Source organism: Mycobacterium sp. 852002-51613_SCH5001154 (genome assembly GCF_001667425.1).
In the GTDB taxonomy this organism is placed as follows: Bacteria; Actinomycetota; Actinomycetes; order Mycobacteriales; family Mycobacteriaceae; genus Mycobacterium.
This window is the reverse complement of record NZ_LZII01000065.1, coordinates 63817-83991: the sequence shown is the minus strand read 5'-3', so window position 1 is coordinate 83991 and position 20175 is coordinate 63817. Positions and strand designations below refer to the sequence as shown.

At 68.8% G+C, this 20175-nt stretch carries 18 protein-coding genes; 7 read left to right on the top strand and 11 right to left on the bottom strand.

Translation table 11 applies throughout. From position 1 onward, the window contains the following. Positions 1–8: 8 nt before the first annotated feature. A complete protein-coding gene (locus tag A5750_RS17995; protein WP_067264621.1) occupies positions 9–1088 on the top strand; it encodes a LacI family DNA-binding transcriptional regulator in 1080 nt (359 codons plus the stop codon). 93 nt (positions 1089–1181) lie between these two features. On the opposite strand, the gene kstR is transcribed toward A5750_RS17995, so the two are convergent. Continuing rightward, the gene (gene kstR, locus A5750_RS17990) at positions 1182–1781 is read right to left on the bottom strand and encodes a cholesterol catabolism transcriptional regulator KstR (protein ID WP_197505457.1); all 600 of its coding nucleotides are present in this window, start codon (positions 1779–1781) and stop codon (positions 1182–1184) included. Positions 1782–2118: 337 nt separating this feature from the next. Here kstR and A5750_RS17985 point away from each other — a divergent pair, with 337 nt between their 5' ends. After that, positions 2119–4242 carry an acyl-CoA dehydrogenase gene (locus A5750_RS17985; RefSeq protein WP_067264619.1) on the top strand — a complete coding sequence of 708 codons (2124 nt, stop codon included), beginning with the start codon at positions 2119–2121 and terminating at the stop codon, positions 4240–4242. Positions 4243–4249: 7 nt separating this feature from the next. Here A5750_RS17985 and A5750_RS17980 read toward each other — a convergent pair whose 3' ends face one another. From A5750_RS17980 to A5750_RS17970, 3 genes are all read right to left on the bottom strand, one after another. Beyond that, positions 4250–5077, bottom strand: coding sequence for a class I SAM-dependent methyltransferase (locus tag A5750_RS17980; protein WP_067264618.1), 828 nt, complete (start codon positions 5075–5077; stop codon positions 4250–4252). A gap of 90 nt (positions 5078–5167) precedes the next feature. Continuing rightward, positions 5168–5701, bottom strand: a complete 534-nt coding sequence (locus tag A5750_RS17975) for a hypothetical protein (protein WP_066955376.1) — start codon at positions 5699–5701, stop codon at positions 5168–5170. Between the two features lie 50 nt (positions 5702–5751). Then, positions 5752–6834 (bottom strand): ferredoxin--NADP reductase, encoded by a 1083-nt coding sequence (locus A5750_RS17970; protein ID WP_067264615.1) that lies wholly within the window; start codon positions 6832–6834, stop codon positions 5752–5754. 156 nt (positions 6835–6990) lie between these two features. Here A5750_RS17970 and hsaA point away from each other — a divergent pair, with 156 nt between their 5' ends. The 4 genes from hsaA to hsaB are packed head-to-tail and all read left to right on the top strand — an operon-like array spanning position 6991 to position 10521. Next, positions 6991–8175 carry a 3-hydroxy-9,10-secoandrosta-1,3,5(10)-triene-9,17-dione monooxygenase oxygenase subunit gene (gene hsaA, locus A5750_RS17965; protein WP_066955370.1) on the top strand — a complete coding sequence of 395 codons (1185 nt, stop codon included), beginning with the start codon at positions 6991–6993 and terminating at the stop codon, positions 8173–8175. A 2-nt stretch (positions 8176–8177) separates the two neighbouring features. Continuing rightward, the gene (hsaD, locus tag A5750_RS17960) at positions 8178–9053 is read left to right on the top strand and encodes a 4,5:9,10-diseco-3-hydroxy-5,9,17-trioxoandrosta-1(10),2-diene-4-oate hydrolase (RefSeq protein WP_067264612.1); all 876 of its coding nucleotides are present in this window, start codon (positions 8178–8180) and stop codon (positions 9051–9053) included. Continuing rightward, on the top strand, positions 9053–9955 hold the full coding sequence (gene hsaC / locus A5750_RS17955) for an iron-dependent extradiol dioxygenase HsaC (protein WP_066955365.1): 903 nt from the start codon (positions 9053–9055) through the stop codon (positions 9953–9955). The genes hsaD and hsaC overlap by 1 nt, the downstream gene beginning before the upstream one ends. Before the next feature lie 2 nt (positions 9956–9957). After that, positions 9958–10521, top strand: a complete 564-nt coding sequence (hsaB, locus tag A5750_RS17950) for a 3-hydroxy-9,10-secoandrosta-1,3,5(10)-triene-9,17-dione monooxygenase reductase subunit (protein ID WP_066955361.1) — start codon at positions 9958–9960, stop codon at positions 10519–10521. On the opposite strand, the gene A5750_RS17945 is transcribed toward hsaB, so the two are convergent. From A5750_RS17945 to A5750_RS17935, 3 genes are all read right to left on the bottom strand, one after another. Beyond that, on the bottom strand, positions 10518–10976 hold the full coding sequence (locus A5750_RS17945) for a hypothetical protein (RefSeq protein WP_231989241.1): 459 nt from the start codon (positions 10974–10976) through the stop codon (positions 10518–10520). The genes hsaB and A5750_RS17945 overlap by 4 nt on opposite strands. A gap of 179 nt (positions 10977–11155) precedes the next feature. After that, entirely contained in the window at positions 11156–14305 is a 3150-nt protein-coding gene (locus A5750_RS17940) for a serine/threonine-protein kinase (protein ID WP_067264608.1), read from the bottom strand. 149 nt (positions 14306–14454) lie between these two features. Continuing rightward, the gene (locus A5750_RS17935) at positions 14455–15057 is read right to left on the bottom strand and encodes a DsbA family protein (RefSeq protein ID WP_066955353.1); all 603 of its coding nucleotides are present in this window, start codon (positions 15055–15057) and stop codon (positions 14455–14457) included. 96 nt (positions 15058–15153) lie between these two features. Between A5750_RS17935 and A5750_RS17930 the strand changes: the two genes are divergently transcribed. After that, complete coding sequence (locus A5750_RS17930) at positions 15154–15984, top strand: arylamine N-acetyltransferase (RefSeq protein WP_066955350.1); 831 nt, start codon at positions 15154–15156, stop codon at positions 15982–15984. Here A5750_RS17930 and A5750_RS17925 read toward each other — a convergent pair. The 4 genes from A5750_RS17925 to A5750_RS17910 are packed head-to-tail and all read right to left on the bottom strand — an operon-like array spanning position 15981 to position 20174. Further along, a complete protein-coding gene (locus A5750_RS17925) occupies positions 15981–17138 on the bottom strand; it encodes a pyridoxal phosphate-dependent aminotransferase (RefSeq protein ID WP_067264605.1) in 1158 nt (385 codons plus the stop codon). The two genes, A5750_RS17930 and A5750_RS17925, sit on opposite strands and share 4 nt — an antisense overlap. After that, the gene (locus A5750_RS17920; RefSeq protein ID WP_156664355.1) at positions 17135–18091 is read right to left on the bottom strand and encodes an acyl-CoA dehydrogenase family protein; all 957 of its coding nucleotides are present in this window, start codon (positions 18089–18091) and stop codon (positions 17135–17137) included. The genes A5750_RS17925 and A5750_RS17920 overlap by 4 nt, the downstream gene beginning before the upstream one ends. Continuing rightward, on the bottom strand, positions 18088–19032 hold the full coding sequence (locus tag A5750_RS17915; protein ID WP_066955342.1) for an acyl-CoA dehydrogenase family protein: 945 nt from the start codon (positions 19030–19032) through the stop codon (positions 18088–18090). Before A5750_RS17915 ends, A5750_RS17920 begins: the two co-directional genes overlap by 4 nt. Further along, complete coding sequence (locus tag A5750_RS17910; RefSeq protein ID WP_067264602.1) at positions 19029–20174, bottom strand: acyl-CoA dehydrogenase family protein; 1146 nt, start codon at positions 20172–20174, stop codon at positions 19029–19031. Before A5750_RS17910 ends, A5750_RS17915 begins: the two co-directional genes overlap by 4 nt. Position 20175: the final 1 nt, after the last annotated feature.

Genomic DNA, 20175 nt, shown 5'->3' with positions numbered 1-20175 from the left:
CACCGACTGTGAGCCCCGCACCGCGCCGGCGTGCGACTCTGGCGTCGTTGGCGGACGAATTGAAGGTTTCGCGCACCACGATCTCGAACGCCTTCAACCGGCCGGATCAGCTCTCCTCCGACCTGCGTGAGCGCGTGCTGGCGACGGCCAAGCGGCTGGGCTACCCGGGCCCCGATCCGGTGGCGCGCTCGCTGCGCACCCGCAAGGCCGGTGCGGTCGGGCTGGTGATGGCTGAACCGCTGACCTATTTCTTCAGTGACCCGGCGGCACGGGACTTCGTCGCAGGGGTCGCCCAGTCCTGCGAAGAGCTGGGGCAGGGACTGTTGCTGGTGGCCGTCGGGCCCGGCCGCAGCATCCAGGACGGGACGGGCGCGGTGCTCGGCGCCGGTGTGGACGGCTTCGTGGTGTATTCGGTTTGCGAAGAGGACCCGTACCTGCAGGTCGTCTTGCAGCGCCGGTTGCCGGTCGTGGTCGTCGACCAGCCGAAGGGGCTCGCCGGTGTGTCCCGGGTGGGCATCGACGACCGGGCGGCGATGCGCGAGCTGGCGGACTACGTGCTCGGGCTCGGGCATCGCGAGATCGGGCTGCTGACAATGCGGCTGGGCCGGGACCGCCGGCAGGGGCTGGTGGACGCGGACCGGTTGCGGTCGCCGGCCTTCGACGTGCAGCGCGAACGCATCATCGGCGTGTGGGAGGCGATGACGGCCGCCGGCGTCGACCCCGATGCGCTGACCGTGGTGGAGAGCTACGAGCACCTGCCGGATTCCGGTGGAGCCGCCGCCAAGGCGGCGCTGGAGGCCAACCCGCGGATCACCGCGCTGATGTGTACGGCCGACATCTTGGCCCTGTCCGCCATGGATTACCTTCGCGCACATGGCATTTACGTGCCCGGGCAGATGACCGTCACCGGCTTCGACGGCGTGCCCGACGCGGTCGGCCGTGGGCTGACCACCGTGTCTCAGCCCAGCCTGCAGAAGGGCCGCCGGGCCGGTGAGCTACTGCTGAATCCGCCGCGGTCGGGCCTGCCGGTCGCGGAGGTCCTGGCTACCGAGCTGATCCGCGGCCGCACCGCCGGTCCGCCGGCCTAGCTGTCGCGCGAGGCATGGCTGATGGCGGCGACCCGCCGCGCCCGGTCCCCCGCAAGCGGGAGGTGCCCCCAACGCCGCGCTTGCGATCGCCGCCTAGCCGCCGTTCTGGTCCCCGATCAACAACCGCACGGCCAGATCCAGCCGCTTGCTGACGTCGGTGGCGGAGGCGCGCCGGGTGAGCCAGGCGAGCAGATTGGACAGCCAGACGTCGGAGATCACCCGGGCGATGTGGTACTGGTCTTCGGTCGGTTCGCCCTCGGCCATCGCCCGGGCGAACATGGAGTCGATGAGCTTCTCAACCTGGTCGACCTCGCTGGCCGCGGAGGCGTCGGCGAAGACGTAGGCCCGCGTCATGGCTTCGGTGAGCAGGGGATTGCGCTGCATCGCACGGTTGAGCTTGCCGACCATGAAGTTGAGCCGCTGAAACGGCGTGCCCCCGGTAACCGACGAGCGGTCGGTCTTGGCGTCGATGCGGCTGAATTCCCGGCCCAGCGCCGACACCAGCAGGTGCACCTTCGACGGGAAATATCGGTACAGCGTCCCCACCGCCACGTCGGCGCGGTCCGCGACTGCGCGCATCTGGACCGCCTCGTAGCCGCCCTTGGAGGCGATGGCCATGGTGGCGTCCAGGATCCGCTTGCGGCGTTCCCGCTGTGCCTCCGAGCCGAGTTCGGACTCCGCCAATACCGCCACGTTCATGACCTCGCGCGGTTGCGAGTCAGAAGCGCGGCTCGCGTTGGCCCTCGAGTTGGCACCGGCTGGCATATGACGGGTTGCTCCTGTTCCTGGCGGCTCGCTTGCAAACGATACGCATGCTGAGTGTGAATTTCCCACCTCCGTACCGCCGGGACAGCCGCGTGTGCTGCTGTGATGGCGTTCGACTTGACGGTCGATCGCTGGCACTATTAGAACACGTTCTAGTCTGCGACGAGGCGGGTTGCGCAGCGACCCGAGACACGCAGGAGAATCGAGAGCTAGGGGTCGTAGGCCCCAATGTCACGTCGAGTCGAAGGACGCGGAGGTCCCGAGGGTGGTAGCGACCGTCACAGACGAGCAATTCGCCGCGCGTGCGCTGGTGCGCGACTGGGCCCGCAATTCGGCGGCGGGACCCGGCGGGACCACCGCGATCCGAGAGGTCGAGCAAGGCGACGCCGACGCGTGGCGCCCGGTGTTCGCCCGCCTCGCCGAGCTGGGCATTTTCGGAGTCGCGATCCCGGAGGAGAACGGCGGGGCCGGTGGCAGCGTCGAGGACCTGTGCGCGATGGTCGAGGAAGCCGCCAAGGCCCTGGTGCCCGGGCCGGTGGCGACGACGGCGCTGGCAACGCTCGTCGTCTCCGACCCCGAACTGCTGGCGCAACTGGCCGCCGGCGAACGCTTCGCCGGGCTGGCGCTGGACGGGGACGCGCAGTTCGACATCGAAAACTCGCGGGCCTCGGGCGTGCTGCCATTGGTGTTGGGTGCCGCCGGCGGGGGCGTCCTATTGCTGCCGGCCGGCGGGACCTGGCTGCTGGTCGACTCCGAGAGCGACGGCGTGCAGATCGAGGCCCTGGACGCCACCGATTTCTCCCGGCCGTTGGCCCGGGTGGTACTGACGTCGGCACCGGCCACCAAGATCACCGACTCGCCACAGCGCGTCGAGGAGCTGGCGGCGACGGTGTTGGCGGCCGAGGCGGCGGGCGTGACCCGCTGGTCGCTGGACACCGCCGTCGACTACGCCAAGGTCCGCGAGCAGTTCGGCAAGCCGATCGGCAGCTTCCAGGCCGTCAAGCACTTGTGCGCGGAAATGCTGTGTCGCGCCGAGCAGGCGGAGGTGGCCGCCGCCGACGCCGCACGCGCCGCAGGGGATAGCGATGCTGACCAGCTTTCGATTGCGGCCGCTTTGGCGGCGAGCATCGGCATCGCCGCCGCGAAAGCCAATGTCAAGGACTGCATCCAGGTGCTCGGCGGCATCGGCTGCACCTGGGAACACGACGCGCACCTGTACCTGAGGCGGGCGCACGCCATCGGTAGCTTCCTCGGCGGCGCCGAGCGCTGGTTGCGCCGCGTCACCGAACTGACGCAGGGCGGTGTGCGGCGACGCCTGGGGATCGACCTCACCGACGTCGAGGGCGAGCGTGCGGAGATCGCCGCCGCCATCGCGGAAATCGCCGCGCTGCCCGAAGAGAAGCGGCAGGCGGCGCTCGCCGAGGCCGGGCTGCAGGCACCGCACTGGCCGGCGCCGCATGGGCGTGGCGCGTCGCCGGCCGAGCAGTTGCTGATCGATCAGGAGCTGGCGGCCGGTGGGGTGGTGCGGCCCGACCTCGTGATCGGCTGGTGGGCGGCCCCGACCATCCTCGAGCACGGCACGCCGGAGCAGATCGAGCGCTTCGTACCGGGCACCCTGCGCGGTGAATTCCTCTGGTGCCAACTGTTTTCCGAACCGGGAGCCGGCTCCGACCTGGCGTCGCTGCGCACCAAGGCGGCGCGCGGGGACGGCGGCTGGCTGCTCACCGGGCAGAAGGTGTGGACGTCGGCGGCGCACAAGGCGCGGTGGGGCGTGTGCCTGGCGCGCACCGATCCGGACGCCCCGAAGCACAAGGGCATCACCTACTTCCTGGTGGACATGAAATCGCCGGGCATCGAGATCCGCCCGCTGCGCGAGATCACCGGTGACTCACTGTTCAACGAGGTCTTCCTGGACAACGTGTTCGTCCCCGACGAGATGGTGGTCGGCGCGGTGAACGACGGCTGGCGGCTGGCCCGCACCACGCTGGCCAACGAGCGGATTGCGATGGCCACCGGCACCGCACTGGGCAACCCGATGGAGGAGTTGCTCAAGGTGCTGGCGGAGCTGGATCTCGATGCCGCGCAGCAGGATCGGCTCGGCCGGTTGATCGTCATCGCCCAAACCGGCGCGCTGCTGGACCAGCGGATCGCCCAGCTCGCCGTGGGCGGGCAGGACCCGGGGGCGCAGTCCAGCGTCCGCAAGCTCATCGGGGTGCGCTACCGGCAGGCGCTGGCGGAGTTCATGATGGACGTCGCCGAGGGCGGCGGCCTGGTCCGCAACCACGCGGTGTATGACTTCCTGAACACCCGCTGCCTCACCATCGCCGGCGGCACCGAGCAGATCCTGCTCACCGTGGCCGCCGAGCGACTCCTCGGCTTACCGCGCTGACTCCAGGTCACACGCCTGAACCGAAGCGGTAACGCAGGCCCCGGCCCTGGCGACGGACCGGGGTGATCCGGAAGAGCGCTTGCATCAGCCACCAATACCACGGCGAGTAGTACCGGCGGATGTCTTCGGCGTCGGCGAACCACCACTCGCAGTCGAACACCAGCCCCGGCACCGCCCGTTCCAGCTCGCGCGGATCGCCTATGCTCCAATCCAATTGCGCGCCAGAGGCTTTGACCGGAGGGTAGCGCTGCAGGAGCCAAACTCCGGCCCGGCTATAGCCGTCCAGCAGCATCTCCCCGGTTCCGAAATGCCCCACGATGCGGCGCAGCATCGCGACGCCGTCGGCGCGCCGTAGGTACGGCGTCAGCCCCTCGGCGACCACCAGAACCTCACGGTCCCCGGCGATCCCGCCGAGCAGCTGCGGGTCGGTGACCGAGGCGCCGACAACGTGCAGTCCAGCGCGCGGTTCAAACAGCTTGCGGCGCAACGCGATAACATCGGGCAGGTCGATGTCGTACCAGTCGACCGTGGCCGGCGGGTTGACGCGGTAGGCCCGCGTGTCGAACCCGCAGCCCAAATGCAATACGACACAGGCGGGGTGATCGTCGAGGAATCGCATTACCCGCCGGTCGTAGGCCTTGGAGCGCACCGCGGAGGACTGCTGATCGCGACGGCGCATGCGCAGGGTGCCGAAGTCGTAGTCGAGGCGCCGCACGGCCCGGTCGGCTTCATCGTCGCCGAGGATGGAATCGGGCCGGCGGCTTTCCAGCGCCTTGCCGTAGAGGGTGACCAGCGCGGTCTGCTGTGTCCCCGTGAGTGTTACGCGCTCACCCATGATGTTCGCGGGGCATCCGGCGAGGTCGCCACCACGGTCGTGGATCGCACAATTTCACAGCCATGCACGCAATCTCGGCGAGCGGCGGCTCTAGGAAAACGTGGTCTGGGCGCAGGTGCTGGGCGAGGTGATGTTGACCCCGGGGTAGACCACCTGGATGTGGGTGCAGACGATGACGTTGTTGTCGGTCTTGGGCTGACCGGTCTGCCAATCGGTGGAGTCGATGCGGCCGGTCGTCTGGTACTTGTCCGGCGGGCCCTCACCGAAGTACACGGTGGTGATCTCGTCGGATCCCATCGACTTCATCACCCGCTCGTACTGGCCGGTGGCGTGCGCGTCCAGGTAGGCCAGCCGGTTCGACGACCGGATCTCGGTGGTCTGGCGGGCCCACAGCTCGTGCGGGAAGCCGGTCACCCCGTCGGGCGTCAGCATGTCCGCGCCGGCGGTGAAGTCGCAGTGGCCGTCGGACTTGAAGCAATTCAGGATGGTGCGCGTCTCCAGCTGATTGGGTCCGTCCAGCGGGAACAACGTGGTCGCGGTGTTGCTGGCCGCGCCGGCGACCGGGCCGGGCAGGAACGTCAGCGCCGATCCGACCACTGCAAACCCGGTTATCAGCCGCTTCATGCTGCTCCCCTCTCGGTTCGCCAACCCTAACGGTGAACCTAACCCCGCCACTACTCGTCGTAGGTGACTTCTACCGAATCAGATTCCGGGTGAGATTGACAGGCCAGAATCAGGCCGTCGTCGAGGTCCTGCTGCTCGAGCACGTCATTGACCTCCATGCTGACGTTGCCGCTGCGCAAGGTGCACGCACACGCACCGCAATGGCCCTCGCGGCAGGAGAACGGCGCATCCAAACCTTTCGCGAGCAACACGTCGAGCAGCTTGGCGTTGCGCGGCCACGACACGGTGTGGGTTTCACCGTCCAGCTGCACCACCGCGGTGGCCGGCGGCTGGTCGCCCGGGGCGGTGTCGTCGATCTTCACCGCCGCGAACGGGTCGGAGTCCAACGACTTGAACACCTCGATATGCACTTGCGGCGCGGGCACTTTCAGTGATTCCAGCGCTTCGCGGGCGGCATCCATGAAGGGGCCGGGCCCGCAGATGTACACCGGGCGATCGGTATACGGGGCGGCGAGCTTCGCCAGCGCGGTCACGCTCGGCATGCCCTGCAGCGATTCCAGCCAGTGCACCACCGTGAGCCGGTCGGGATATTTGGCCGACAGCTCGCGCAGCGCGTCGGAGAAGATCACCGACTTCTCATCGCGATTGGCGTAGAGCAGCGTCACCTGGCCGCTGCCCTCGGCGAGGGCCGATTTGCAAATCGACATGATCGGGGTGATCCCGCTGCCCGCGGCCATCAACAGGAAGTCGTCGTCGAGCGTCTTCGGCACGAAGTTGCCCGACGGCGCCAGCACGTGGATCCGCATGCCCACCCGCGCGTGCTCGCATAGCCAGTTCGACGCGTATCCGTCGGCGGTCCGTTTGATCGTGACGGTCAGCGCGTCGTCGGTGAACGGCGAACTGCACAGCGAGTAGCAGCGGGCCACCGATCCGGTGCGCTCGCTGGGAACGCGCAACGTCAAGAACTGGCCCGGTGCGTACCGCAGCCGCTCGGGCGGGATGTCGGGATCGCCCGGCTCGTCGGGCACCGCGAACACGAGCGACCGCGCGTCGTCCGTTTCGGCGACGACCTCGGCGATCTGCAGTTCAAGGACGTGGTCACCGAGCGGCTCGTCGAGATTGGCCTCGGCCAAGACCCATCCTCCCTCTCGTTACAACTAGAACATGTTACAGAAAAGCGGATTCGTATCGCTACCAGCCGCAGGAATACCCTGCTCGACACAAATCGGAACGTGTTCTAGTCTCTGGTGTAAGTCCGCTGAGTAAGTTTGGCCCAGGAGGCAAACCTAGTGACGTCCATTCAACAACGCGACGCGCAGTCGGTTTTGGCTGGCATCGATGATCTGCTGCCGCGGATTCGGGAGCGCGCTCAGGCGACGGAGGATTTGCGGCGGCTGCCCGAGGAGACCGTTCAGGAACTGCAGGACATCGGCTTCTTCACCCTGCTGCAGCCCGAGCAGTGGGGCGGCCTGCAATGCGATCCGGCCCTGTTCTACGAGGCGGTGCGACGGCTCGCCAGCGCCTGCGGGTCCACCGGCTGGGTGAGCTCGATCATCGGCGTGCACAACTGGCATCTGGCCCTGTTCGACCAGCAGGCCCAGGAGGAAGTCTGGGGCGACGACCCGAACGTGCGGGTCTCGTCGTCTTACGCGCCGATGGGCGCCGGCGTGGTGACCGACGGTGGCTATCTGGTGAACGGTTCCTGGAACTGGTCGTCCGGATGTGACCACGCGACGTGGGCCTTCCTCGGCGGTCCGGTGATCAAGGACGGCCGACCGGTCGACTTCGGCAGCTTCCTGATCCCGCGCAGCGAGTACCGCATCGACGACGTGTGGCATGTCGTGGGCCTGCGCGGCACCGGCAGCAACACGGTGGTGGTCAAGGACGTGTTCGTGCCGCGGCACCGGTTCCTCTCTTACAAGGCGATGAACGACGGCACCGCTGGCGGGTACCAGACCAACACCGCCCCGGTTTACAAAATGCCTTGGGGCACAATGCACCCCACCACCATCTCCGCGCCGATCGTCGGCATGGCCTACGGCGCGTACGACGCGCACGTGGAGCACCAGGGCAAGCGGGTGCGCGCGGCGTTCGCCGGGGAGAAGGCCAAGGACGACCCGTTCGCCAAGGTGCGCATCGCCGAGGCGGCCAGCGACATCGACGCGGCCTGGCGCCAGCTGAGCGGCAACGTCGCCGACGAGTACGCATTGCTGTCCGCCGGTAAGGAGATCCCGTTCGAGCTGCGCGCCCGCGCCCGGCGCGACCAGGTGCGCGCGACCGGGCGTGCGATCGCCTCCATCGACCGGCTGTTCGAGGCTTCCGGCGCCACCGCCCTGGGCAACGACCAACCGGTGCAACGGTTCTGGCGTGACGCGCACGCGGGCCGGGTGCACGCGGCCAACGACCCCGAGCGGGCGTACCAGATCTTCGGAAACAACGAGTTCGGGTTGCCGCCGGGCGACACGATGGTCTAGCCGTGACGGCCACAACGGGGGAGTTGACGTTCGAGTCGACCTCGCGCTTCGCCGAAGTCGATGTCGACGGCCCGCTGAAGCTGCATTATCACGAGGCCGGGGTCGGCAACGACCAGACCGTGGTGCTGCTGCACGGCGGGGGTCCCGGCGCTGCCAGCTGGACGAACTTCTCGCGCAACATTCCGGTGCTGGCGCAGCGATTTCACGTGCTGGCCGTCGATCAGCCCGGCTACGGGCTGTCCGACAAGCGCGCCGAACACGGGCAGTTCAACCACTATGCCGCGCGGGCGCTCAAGGGGCTCTTCGACCAAATCGGCCTGGGACGTGTTCCGCTGGTGGGCAATTCGCTGGGCGGGGGCACCGCGGTCCGGTTCGCCCTCGACTATCCCGACCGGGCCGGGCGGTTGGTGTTGATGGGGCCCGGCGGGCTGAGCATCAACCTGTTCGCCCCCGACCCGACCGAGGGCGTCAAACGACTGGGCAAGTTCTCGGTCGAACCCACCCGGGAGAACCTCGAGGCGTTCCTGCGGGTCATGGTCTACGACCAGAAGCTGATCACGCCTGAGCTGATCGACGAGCGGTTCGCGCTGGCCAGCACGCCGGAATCGCTGACCGCCACCCGGGCGATGGGAATGTCGTTCGCGGGGGCCGATTTCGAGCTCGGCATGATGTGGCGCGAGGTGCACCGGCTGCGCCAGCCCGTGCTGTTGATCTGGGGCCGCGAGGACCGGGTCAACCCGCTCGACGGCGCGCTCGTCGCGCTGAAGACCATTCCGCGTGCGCAGCTCCACGTTTTCGGGCAATGTGGGCACTGGGCGCAGGTGGAGAAGTTCGACGAGTTCAACAAGTTGACCGTCGATTTCCTGGGAGGTGCGTGATGAGCATCCGTTCGCTGGGTTATCTGCGCATCGAGGCCACCGACATGGCGGCCTGGCGCGACTACGGCCTGAAGGTGCTCGGCATGGTCGAGGGCAAAGGCAACACCGAGGGGGCGCTGTACCTGCGCATGGACGACTTCCCGGCCCGGCTGGTGATCGTGCCCGGCGAGCGCGACCACCTCATGGAGGCGGGCTGGGAATGTGCCAATGCGGAAGGGCTGCAAGAGATCCGGAACCGGCTCGATGTCGAGGGCGTGCCCTACAAGGAGGCCACCGCCGCCGAGCTGGCGGATCGCCGCGTCGTCGAGATGATCCGGTTCGCCGACCCGTCCGGCAACTGCCTGGAGGTCTTCCACGGGGTCGCGCTGGAGCACCGCCGCGTGGTCAGCCCGTACGGGCACAAGTTCGTCACCGGCGAGCAGGGCTTGGGCCACGTGGTGTTGTCCACGCGCGATGACGACGAGGCCCTGCACTTCTACCGGGACGTGCTCGGCTTCAAGCTGCGCGACTCCATGCGGATGCCGCCCCAGTTGGTCGGTCGGCCGGCCGACGGCGCGCCCGCCTGGCTGCGGTTCTTCGGCTGCAACCCGCGCCACCACAGCCTGGCCTTCCTGCCGCTGCCGACGCCGAGCGGCATCGTGCACCTGATGATGGAGGTCGAGAACTCCGACGACGTCGGGCTCTGCCTGGACCGTGCGTTGCGCCGGAAGGTGCCCATGTCGGCCACGCTTGGTCGGCACGTCAACGACCTGATGCTGTCCTTCTACATGAAGACACCCGGTGGGTTCGACATCGAATTCGGCTGCGAGGGAAGGCAAGTCGAGGATAACGACTGGGTCGCCCGGGAAAGCACGGCCGTCAGCCTGTGGGGCCACGACTTCACGGTCGGCGCCCGCGGATAATCATGTCTGCGCCGATCGATCCGCGGGCCTTCCGGCAGGTGCTGGGGCAGTTCTGCACCGGCATCACCATCATCACCACGGTGCATGACGAGGTCCCGGTCGGCTTCGCCTGCCAGTCTTTCGCCGCGCTGTCGCTTGACCCGCCGCTGGTGTTGTTCTGCCCGACCAAGGTGTCGCGATCCTGGCAGGCCATCGAGGCCAGCGGCCGGTTCTGCGTCAACGTGCTGACCGAGAAGCAGAAGCACGTTTCCGCGCGCTTCGGCTCGAAGGAGCCCGACAAGTTCGCCGGGATCGACTGGCACGCCTCGGAACTCGGCTCGCCGGTCATCGACGGGTCGCTGGCCTACATCGACTGCACGGTGGCATCCGTGCACGACGGTGGCGACCATTTCGTCGTGTTCGGCGCGGTTCAGTCGTTGTCGGAGGCACCCAAGATCAAGCCGCGGCCGCTGCTGTTCTATCGCGGGGAGTACACCGGGATAGAACCGGACAAAACGACACCGGCGCAGTGGCGCGACGACCTCGAGGCGTTTCTCACCGCCACCACCCAGGACACCTGGCTCTAGGGCGTCCCCCGGTAGGTCTCGTGCCCGACGGCCTCGGCGTCGGTCGTCGGCTCGTGCGACTCCGGGGACCGCACCGCGTTGGGATCGTCGTGCTCACCCGCTGGCTTCGCGGCGGCCTCCGGGTGCAGTTCATCGGCCCGTTTGAACTGCTCCTGCAGTTGTTCGCGCGACGCCGCGACCTCGCTCTGATGGTTGGCCGCTCGCTCCTGCAGCCGGGCGGCTTCGGCCGCCTTGGCCTCCGCCTCGGCCTGCGCGGCGCGGGCCTTGGCGGCCGTTTCCTGAGCGAGGGCTTCGCGCCGCTCGACCTTTGCCGTCTCCAGCTTGGCCTGTTCGCGGATCTCTTCGGCCTGCCGCTGCCGCCGGCGGTGCCGCATTCTGCTCAGTGCGACGAGGGCAACGAGAATCACCAATACCGCCGCGGCGGCGACCACGATCCAGATAGCGCTGCTATTCATCATGGGCTCCCATCAGGTCGGGTTTGCGCCTGGCGCGAGACGCCGGCTCGTAGTGGAATCCCCGTATCTGGCGCAAGTAAAACAATGGGCAGGGATCGGCGGCTCTGGCTGGTGACCTTGGCCTCTACCCGGCCGCCGTGGACGCCGAAATCATGAGACCGCGGGAGCGGAGACCGTCACTACATGAAGTCCAGCGCCTCCACGGTCGCGATCGGGCCCTCGTGGGTCGGCCGGTTCGCGCCGCCGATGCAGTAGACGGTGTTCCCGACCGTCGCCACCACCTCGGCGTGGCGCGCGGTCGGCATCGGCGGCAGGGTGCTCCACTTCGCGTCGGCGATGTCGTACATCTCGACGACGTTCAGCACCATCGTCGGTTCCTCACCGCCGACGACCACGATGCGGCCGTCGATGTAGGTCGCGCCGTAGCTCCCGCGCGGGGTCGGCATGCCCACCAGCTTGGTCCAGTTGCCCGATTGCGGATCGAACCGCTCGTTCGCCGCGGAGTTCTTGTCGGCGGAAAGGAACCTACCGCCGATCGCGTACACGTAGGTGCCGTCCGACACCGCGGCCAGATGTTCGCGCGGCGTCGGCATGTCGGCGGCGTCGTTCCACGAATTGCCGTCGAAGACCTCGGTCTGGGGGACGACCTGTTTGGCGTTCTGGCCACCCACCGCGACGAGCTTGTCACCCACCACCGCCGCCGCCGGCGCCGCACGCGCGTGCGTCAGATGCGGCAGCTCAACCCAATTGCCGCCGCGCAGCGCGAACACCTTGTCGGATGCGTTGGCCAGCTGATCGCTGGCACCGCCCAGCACCACCACCTCGCCGCGGTAGGCCGCCGCCGCCGCGTGATGCAGCGGGATGGGCAGGGGTGGCCCGGTTTGCCAGGCGCCGGTCTGCGGGTCGTAGCTCTCAACGGTCTGCAGCGCGACGCCGTTGCGCAGGCCGCCCACGATCCAGATCTTGTCGTTGACCACGGCCCATGCCGTCATCAGCCGGGGAGTCGGCGCGTCCGGCAGCGACCGCCACTGCGACGCCGGCTGGATCCGGCGGGCCGGCAGCTTCAGCGCCTCGGCCGACGACGTCAGCTGGCCGTCGCCGACGGCGGTCGACCCGCCGATCGCGTACACGGACTTCTCCACCGCGTCGACGGCCATCCCGTGCCGCGCGGTGGTCATGTCGGGCAGCGCGGACCAGGCCTTCGTCATCAGGTCGAAGGCGGAGACGCTCTTGAGAAGTTGGCCGGCCGACACGCCGCCCACCGCGACCAGGCGCCCGTCGACGATCGCCACGCCGAGGTCGCTGCGCGGCTGGCTCAGGGCGGGCAACGGCGTCCACGTCTTCGCGGCCGGGTCGTACGCCTCGACCGTCGCCAGGTCGGTGGAGCCGCTGGCGCCGCCCACGGTGTACAGCAGCTTCCCGTCCGAGGCCGCGGCCAGCATCTGACGCGGCGTCGGGATGGGCGCGCCGAGGGTCCAGGTGTTGCCATCGAACACCTCGGTCGTGTTCAGCAGCGCGCCGCTTGCGTCGACTCCCGCGGTGACGACCAGCCGGTCGCCGACCACGGCCGCGGCCGCGGCCGCCCGGGGCTGCAACAGGTGCGGAAGCTCGACCCAGCGGCTGTTGATGACGCGCCAAACCTGGTCGCTCGCAACGTTTTTACCGCCCTCGGACTTCCAGCCGCCGAGCACCACCGGGTTGCCCTGCCAGGTGACCGCCATCGCGTGCGAAACGGGGACGGGCAGGTCGTCGCCGACCTTCCAGCTGTCGATGACGGGGTCGTAGCCCTCCTGCAGTCCGGTCAGGCCGCCGTCGCTGCGGATGCCGCCGAAGATCCAGATGGTTCCGTCGGCCTGCGTGGTGGCCGCCGCGTCCCGCGAAATGCGCGCGTTGGTGATCGGTTTCCATTGCATGGGCGGCTGCGCGGTCGGCTGGCCGGACGCCCCTTTAGACCCGGCCTTGTTGTCCGGCGAAAGCGCGAGAAAGACGCCGCCGATGACCAACAGCACGACCGCGGCGACCGCTCCGGCCACCAGCGCGATGCGGTTCCGCTTCTTCCCCGGCTCCGCGAACCATGCGGCGGCCCGGTCCCTGGGGCCGCGCGGCGGGCCCTGGGCGCCGCCGTTTCGGCCCGACGGCGGGGCGGCGTTGGGTTGCCGCACCTTCGGTTGCGTCGCCGGCGCCTGCCCGCCACGCAGCAAGCTCGCCAGCTCAGCGGGCGCCGACTGCGGAAGGGCCGCCGTTTCCAGCGCATGTTCGAGCCCGAGCGGGGCGCTGATCGCGGAGGTCGGGTCGTCGTGCCCTCTCGGCCCACGCGTCGGTGCGGGCATGCTCGACGTGTTGGGGAGGGGCGGGTGCGCCACCTCGCTGTGGCCGCCGGGCGGGACCGGCTCGGCATACGGGGCATCCGCCGCCACGGCCGAGGGGCGTCCGGTGATCGCCATCGCGTCGGGTTTCAGCCCGTTGCGGCGCTGGGCGCCCTGTAGCTCGCGGCCGAACTCCTCGGCCGAGGCGGGCCGCTCGGCGGGGTCGATCGACATCGCCCTCTCGATCGCCGAGCACACCGCGTCCGGGATGCCGTCGGGCCGCATGTCCGGGATCCCGGTGGTGCTGATGCGCAGATACTGCGCGATCAGGTCCTCGCCCTTCTTGCGCTCGTGCGCGGCGTTGCCCGCGATGAGCGCATACAGCGTGGCGCCAAGCGAATACATGTCGGACGCGATCGTCGCCGGGTTGCCCGTCATGACCTCCGGCGCGGTGAAATCGATCGTCCCGGAGAAGAACCCGGTCGCGGTCTCATAGCCACCTTCGATGTGGGCGATGCCGAAATCGCTTAGTTGCGGCTCGCCGTAGTCATTGAGGAGGATGTTGGCCGGCTTGATATCGCGGTGCAGGGTCCCGGTCCGGTGCGCGGTTTCCAGTGCGCCGCAGAGCTTTACGCCGATGTGCAACGCCTCGGGCCAGGCGACCGGCCCTTCCCGGCGCAGCCGGACCGCCAGCGAGTCCGCCGAGTGATAGGGCATCACGATGTAGGGCTTGCCGCTCGGGGTCACGCCGACCCGCAGGATGTTGACGATGTTCGGATGGCCGGATAGCCCGCCCATCGCGTAGCCCTCGCGCAGGAACCGTTCTCTGCTGTCTTCGTCGATGTGGGACGGCAGCACCTTCACCGCAACGCTTCGCCCGAGCGCGGTCTCATAGCAGCAGTAGATGACGCCCGCTCCGCCGCGGGCCACCTGGCGCGCGTCCTCGAACCCCGCGGCCGCCAGCTCCGCGGCGATGCCGCTCGGTACCGGTGCGACATTGTCGGAATGGGGCTCTTCAGGCATTTGCTGGCGCTCAACCCTCCGCGAAATAGTGACAGGCGAGCTCAAGGTTAAGCGCTCAGAACCTCGCCGGTGTCTCTTTCGGCAACCTTCGTTCACCCGGTCGCGGGCCAGGGCCGGAGGAGTTAGCCGACGACGCGCGTCGGTAGCGCTCAGGCGTCGATGGTCGGCGGGCCCTGATGGGGGCGTTGCAGCTCGGCGAATTCCGGAATGCCGGCCATGGTGAGCACTGCCTCCAGCAAGCGAATACCGTCCTGCGTGTTCGGTGTTCGGGTCAGGACGGGGCCGGAGAACGCGTGGCCGTCGATCGCGATGATCGGGCTGCCGGCCTCGTCGCCCAAGGCGTCTTGGCTGGCTTGGTGCGCCCGCTTGACCGTTTCGTCGAAGCCGCTGTCGTCGACGGCTTCGGCGAGCCTCTCCTCGAGGCCGTTCTCGGAGAGGGCTTCCCGGATTCCTGCTGCGGTGAGGTCCTCCTGCCGCACATGGATCCGGCGGCCGATCGAGTCGTAGAGGCCCGCGAACGCGTCCGGTCCTCGCTCGGCGACGGCCGCCGCGAACAGGCGGCCCAGCCGTGTCGACCGCTCCATCATGCGTTGCTGTTTGGCGTCGGTGTCCTGGCCCTCGTTCAGCACCGCCAGGCTCATCTGCCGCAGGGCGACCGGGGTGTGCGTCGATTGCGCGGCGTCACGCAGCCAGCGCGCTGTCACCCAAGAGAACGGACAGACGGGATCGAGATAGAGGTCGACGTCGGCCACGGGTTCCTCCTTCGGACCAAGGCTTGGGGCTAGGGACGGCATACCCGCTACCGGCCGTCGCACGCCTGCCGATGGCGTTGGCAGCAGAATGGCCGTATGACGCTGAAGCTGGGCGAGTATTTCGATCGCATCGGTTATGGCGGCGCCGCGGCGCCCAACCTCGACGTATTGCAGGCCTTGGTGAGCGCGCACACCAAAGCGATTCCATTCGAAAACCTCGATCCGCTGCTGGGTGTGGCTGTCGACGACCTGAGCCCGGGCGCCCTCGCCGGCAAGCTGGTTCGGCGGGGCCGGGGTGGCTACTGCTACGAGCAGAACGGCCTGATGGGCTACGTGCTGACCGAGCTGGGCTTCCGCGTGCGGCGCCTGGCCGGCCGGGTGGTGTGGATGCGGCCGCTCGACGCGCCGTCACCGCCGCAGACACACACCGTGTTGGCGGTGACGTTCCCCGGCTCCCACGCTTCGTACCTCGTCGACGTGGGTTTCGGAGGCCAGACACCCACCTCGCCACTGCGCATCGAGACCGGCAGCGTGCAGCAGACGACGCACGAGCCCTACCGGCTGGAGGACCGCGGCGATGGCCTGGTCTTGCAGGCCCAGGTCCGCGGCGAGTGGCAACCGCTCTACGAGTTCAGCACCCGGACCGCGCCGGACGTCGACCTGCAAGTGGGCAGCTGGTTCGTCTCGACGCATCCCTCGTCGCACTTCGTCACCGGTCTGACGGCCGCGCGCGTGACCGACGACGCCCGACTGAACCTGGCCGGTAGGAACCTGGCCATCCATCGCGCCGACGCCAGCGAGAAGATCCGCCTGGACGACGCGGCGGCGGTGGTCGACACCCTCAGCGGGCGGTTCGGCATCAACGTGTCCGACGTCGGCGACCGCGGTGCCCTCGAGGCTCGACTGGACAAGATCCTGGACGCCTAAAGCCAGGGGCCGATCCGTCGCAGCGCCTCTTCGATGTCGCCGGTCGGCCCGGCGAACGACAACCGGACGAATGAGTTGCCGTGCGTGGTGTCGAAATCGATCCCCGGCGCGATGGCAACCCCGGTGTCGTCCAACAGTTTCGAGCAGAACGCGATCGAGTCGTTGGTGCGGTCCGACACGTCGGCGTAGACGTAGAACGCGCCGTCGGTGGGCGCGAGGCGGTCGATGCCGATCTGGCGCAGCCCATCGAGCAGCAGCGTGCGGTTGGTCGCGTAGTGGTGCAGGTTGCCGTCGGCTTCGGCGATCGCCTCGGGGGTGAAGGCCGCCACCCCGGCGAGTTGCGACAGCACCGGCGGGCAGATGGTGAAGTTGCCGGTCAGGCGGTCCACCGCTCGCAGCAGCGCCGGTGGCACCAGCATCCAGCCCAGCCGCCAACCCGTCATCGCCCAGTATTTCGAAAAGCTGTTGACCACCACGGCATCTCGTGATGTCTGCCAGGCGCAACTGGTCTGCGGCGCGCCCTCGTAAACCAGGCCGTGGTAAACCTCATCACTGATCAGTCGCACCCCGGACTTCTCGCACCACGACGCGATGGCGGCCAACTCGGACGGCGCTATCACGGTTCCGGTGGGATTGGCCGGGCTGGCGACGATCACGCCCTGGGGCGGCGGGTCGAGTTCGGCGAGCATCTGCACGGTGGGCTGGAAGCGGGTCTGCGGTCCGCAGGGGATTTCGACCACCTCGCATCCCAACGCGGACAAGATGTTTCGGTAGCACGGGTAGCCAGGACTGGCCAGCGCCACCCGGTCACCGGCGTCGAAGCACGCCAGAAACGCGAGCAGGAATCCGCCGGAAGAACCGGTGGTGACCACCACGTCGTCGGGTTCCACCCGAAGCCCGTGCTGGCGTTGGTAATCCGCCGCTATCGCCGCGCGCAGCTCGGGGGTTCCCAGCGTCACGGTGTAACCGAGCTCGTTGAGGTGCAGCGCGGCGGCCGCGGCCGCGCGCACCGGCTCCGGCGCTCCCACGCTTGGCTGGCCGGCCGACAGGTTCACCAGGTCGCCGTGGCTGCGCTGGCGCTCGGCCGCGGCCAGCCACGCGTCCATCACATAGAAGGGCGGGATGGCGGCGCGCAGCGCGACGTGGTCGTTCACGACGTCTCGAGCACCTCGGCTTCCAGTCGTGCGAGCAGTTCTTGCGGTGTGCTGAGCAGATGCGCGCTGCCGTGGGCGCGTTTGAAATACAGGTGCATGTCGTGTTCCCAGGTGATCGCGATCCCGCCGTGCAGCTGGATGCTCTCGGCGGCGGCGGTGCACAGCGCCTCGGTCGCGGCGAGGCGCGCGGTGGCCGCGTTGGTCGGGGTGGGCTCGTTGCAAGCGTCCGCAACGACGGCCTTTGCCGCGGCTATCGCGACGTACAAATCGGCCATCCGGTGTTTGAGGGCCTGGAAACTGCCGATCGGACGGCCGAATTGCACTCTGTTCTTGGCGTATTCGACGGTGAGCTCCAGGCAGCGTTCGGCGGCGCCGATCTGCTCGGCGGCCAGCAGGATGGCCGCGCTGTGGGTGATGCCGGGGTCGGTTCCGATCGGTTCGGTCGCCTCGGCCTCGAGCCGCGCGAGCCGCCGAGTCGGGTCCATGGGGGTCACGGGCTGCGTGTCGAATCGGGTCCACCGGCTCAACTGGCCATCGTCGAGGGCGACTACGACGTCGGCGATATCGCCGTTGACCACATAGTCGGCGTCGAGCACCAGCGCGCCGATCGAGGTGCCCTCGGCGAGACGGCCCAGCGTCTCGGCGTCGGGCTCGGGCGCGGCCAACAGGGCCAGCTCCGCCAGCGTCGTGCCCAGCAGTGGCGAAGGCACCAGCGCCCGGCCCAGCTCCTGCAAAACCGTTGCGGCATCGGCTAGTTCGCCGCCCGCCCCACCCAGCTCCTCGGGGATGACCAGCGCGGCGGCGCCCACCTGCTCACAGAGCAGGTGCCACAGCGACTCGTCGTAGCCGCGGTCGGACTCCATCGCCGCGCGCACCGCCGCCGGGTTCGCGTGCTTGGCCACCAGGGTCGCGACGGTCTCCCGCAGCATCTCCCGTTCTTCTGTCATCGTCATAGCGCCTCCAGCACTCGCCGCCGATGCGCCTCGGGCGTACCCCAGGCCGAACGCAATGCTTGCACCCGCAGCAACCAAAGCGACAGGTCGTGTTCCTGGGTGAACCCGATCGCGCCGTGGGTCTGCAGCGCCGACCGCGCGGCCAGCAGGCCCGCCTCGGACGCCGCCGCCTTGGCGGCGCTGACGTCGCGGGGCTCGAGTGATAAGGCCGCGCCATACAGCAGCGGGCGGGCCAGCTCGATCGCGATGTGCACGTCGGCGAGCTTGTGCTTGATCGCCTGATAGGAACCGATCACCCGGCCGAATTGCGACCGCTGCTTGGCGTAGTCGACGGTGTCGCGCAGCAGCGCCTCGGCGGCGCCGACCAACTGTGCGGCGGTGGCCAGCGCCCCGAACTCGTAGGCGCGCCGAAGATCCGCCTGCCACGCCCGGCCGGTTGGGGTCACGTCGTAGAGGGGCCGGCTCGGATCGACCGACTCGTGCCGGTCACCCGGCGTCGCTTCGGCGACGCCCTCGTCGGTTGCCACCAGCACCAGCCCGGCCGTGCCGGCGTCCACCGCGCGGGGGGTGTGCGGCGGCAGCGCGACGGTGGCGACCAGCTCACCGGAGGCCAGGGCGGCGCAGCGCTCGGCCTGATCGTCAGAGGCGAGCAAAACCGGTGCCACGGCGATGGATTCGGCCACCGGTCCGGGCACACACCACCGTCCCAGGCGTTCGAGCGCGACCACCAGGTCGACCGGATGGGCCTCGATGCCGTCGAACTTCTCGGGGACCGCCAGCGCGGTGACACCCAGGTCGGCCAGCTGGCCCCACACCTTGCGGCCGGGCGCGGTATCGCCCGCCGACCACGCGCGGATCACGCCGGGCAAGTCGGCCGCGCCCAGGGCGGCGTCGATGCTGGCCGCGAAGTCGCGCTGCTGTTCGTCTAGCGCAAATTTCACTTCTTGCCCCCGGACTTCTCGCGGGGCAGGCCCAGCAGCCGCTCCGAGATGATGTTGCGCTGAATCTCGTTGGTGCCGGCGTAGATCGGGCCGCCCAGCGCGAACAGCAGGCCATCGGTCCAATTGCCGGCGAGCTCGCCGTCGGCGGCGAGCACGTCGAGTGCGGTCTGGTGCAGCTCCACGTCGAGGTCCGACCAGAACACCTTGGTCACCGACGATTCGGCGCCCAGCTCACCGCCGTCGGTCAGCCTGGTCACCGTGCCGAAGGTTTGCAGCCGGTAGGCCTGGGCCTTGATCCAGCCATCGGCGACGCGGTCGGCGAAGGCCGGGGGAGAGCCGCTGTCCTTCCAGAGCTGCACCAGCCGCTCGGCGGTCGCCAGGAAACGGGCCGGGCTGCGCAGGGACATGCCGCGTTCGTTGCTCGAGGTGCTCATGGCCGCCCGCCAGCCCTCGTTCGGGGTGCCGATGACGTCGTGGTCGGGGACGAACACGTCGTCGAGGAAGATCTCGCCGAAGCCGGTGTCGCCGCCCAGCTGGACGATGGGGCGTACGGTGACGCCCTTGGCCTTCAGGTCGAACATGAAGTACGTCAGGCCGTTGTGCCGCTCGGCCGCCGGGTCCGACCGAAACAGCCCGAAGCCCATTTCCGCGAACGGCGCGCGGGAACTCCAGATCTTCTGCCCGTTCAGCAGCCAACCGCCGTCGGTTTGGGTCGCGGTGGATCGCAGCGAGGCCAGGTCGCTGCCGGATTCCGGCTCCGACCACGCCTGAGCCCAGATCTGTTCGCCGCTGGCCATTTTCGGCAGGATGCGGTCCAGCTGCTCTTCGGTGCCGTGTGCGAACAGCGTCGGCGCCAGCATCGAGGTGCCGTTGGCGCTGGCGCGTCCCGGGGCACCGGCGCGAAAGTACTCCTCTTCGAACACCACCCAGTGCAGCAGCGGCGCGTCGCGGCCCCCGTATTTCTTGGGCCAGGTGATCACCGACAGCCCGGCGTCGAACAGAACGCGGTCCCACTGCCGGTGCTGGGCAAAGCCCTCGGCGTTGTCGTAGGACTTCGTCGGGATGGAATCGGCGTTGGCCGACAAGAAGTCCCGCACCTCGGCCGCAAACGCCAGGGTCTCTTCGTCTAGTTCCAGATCCACT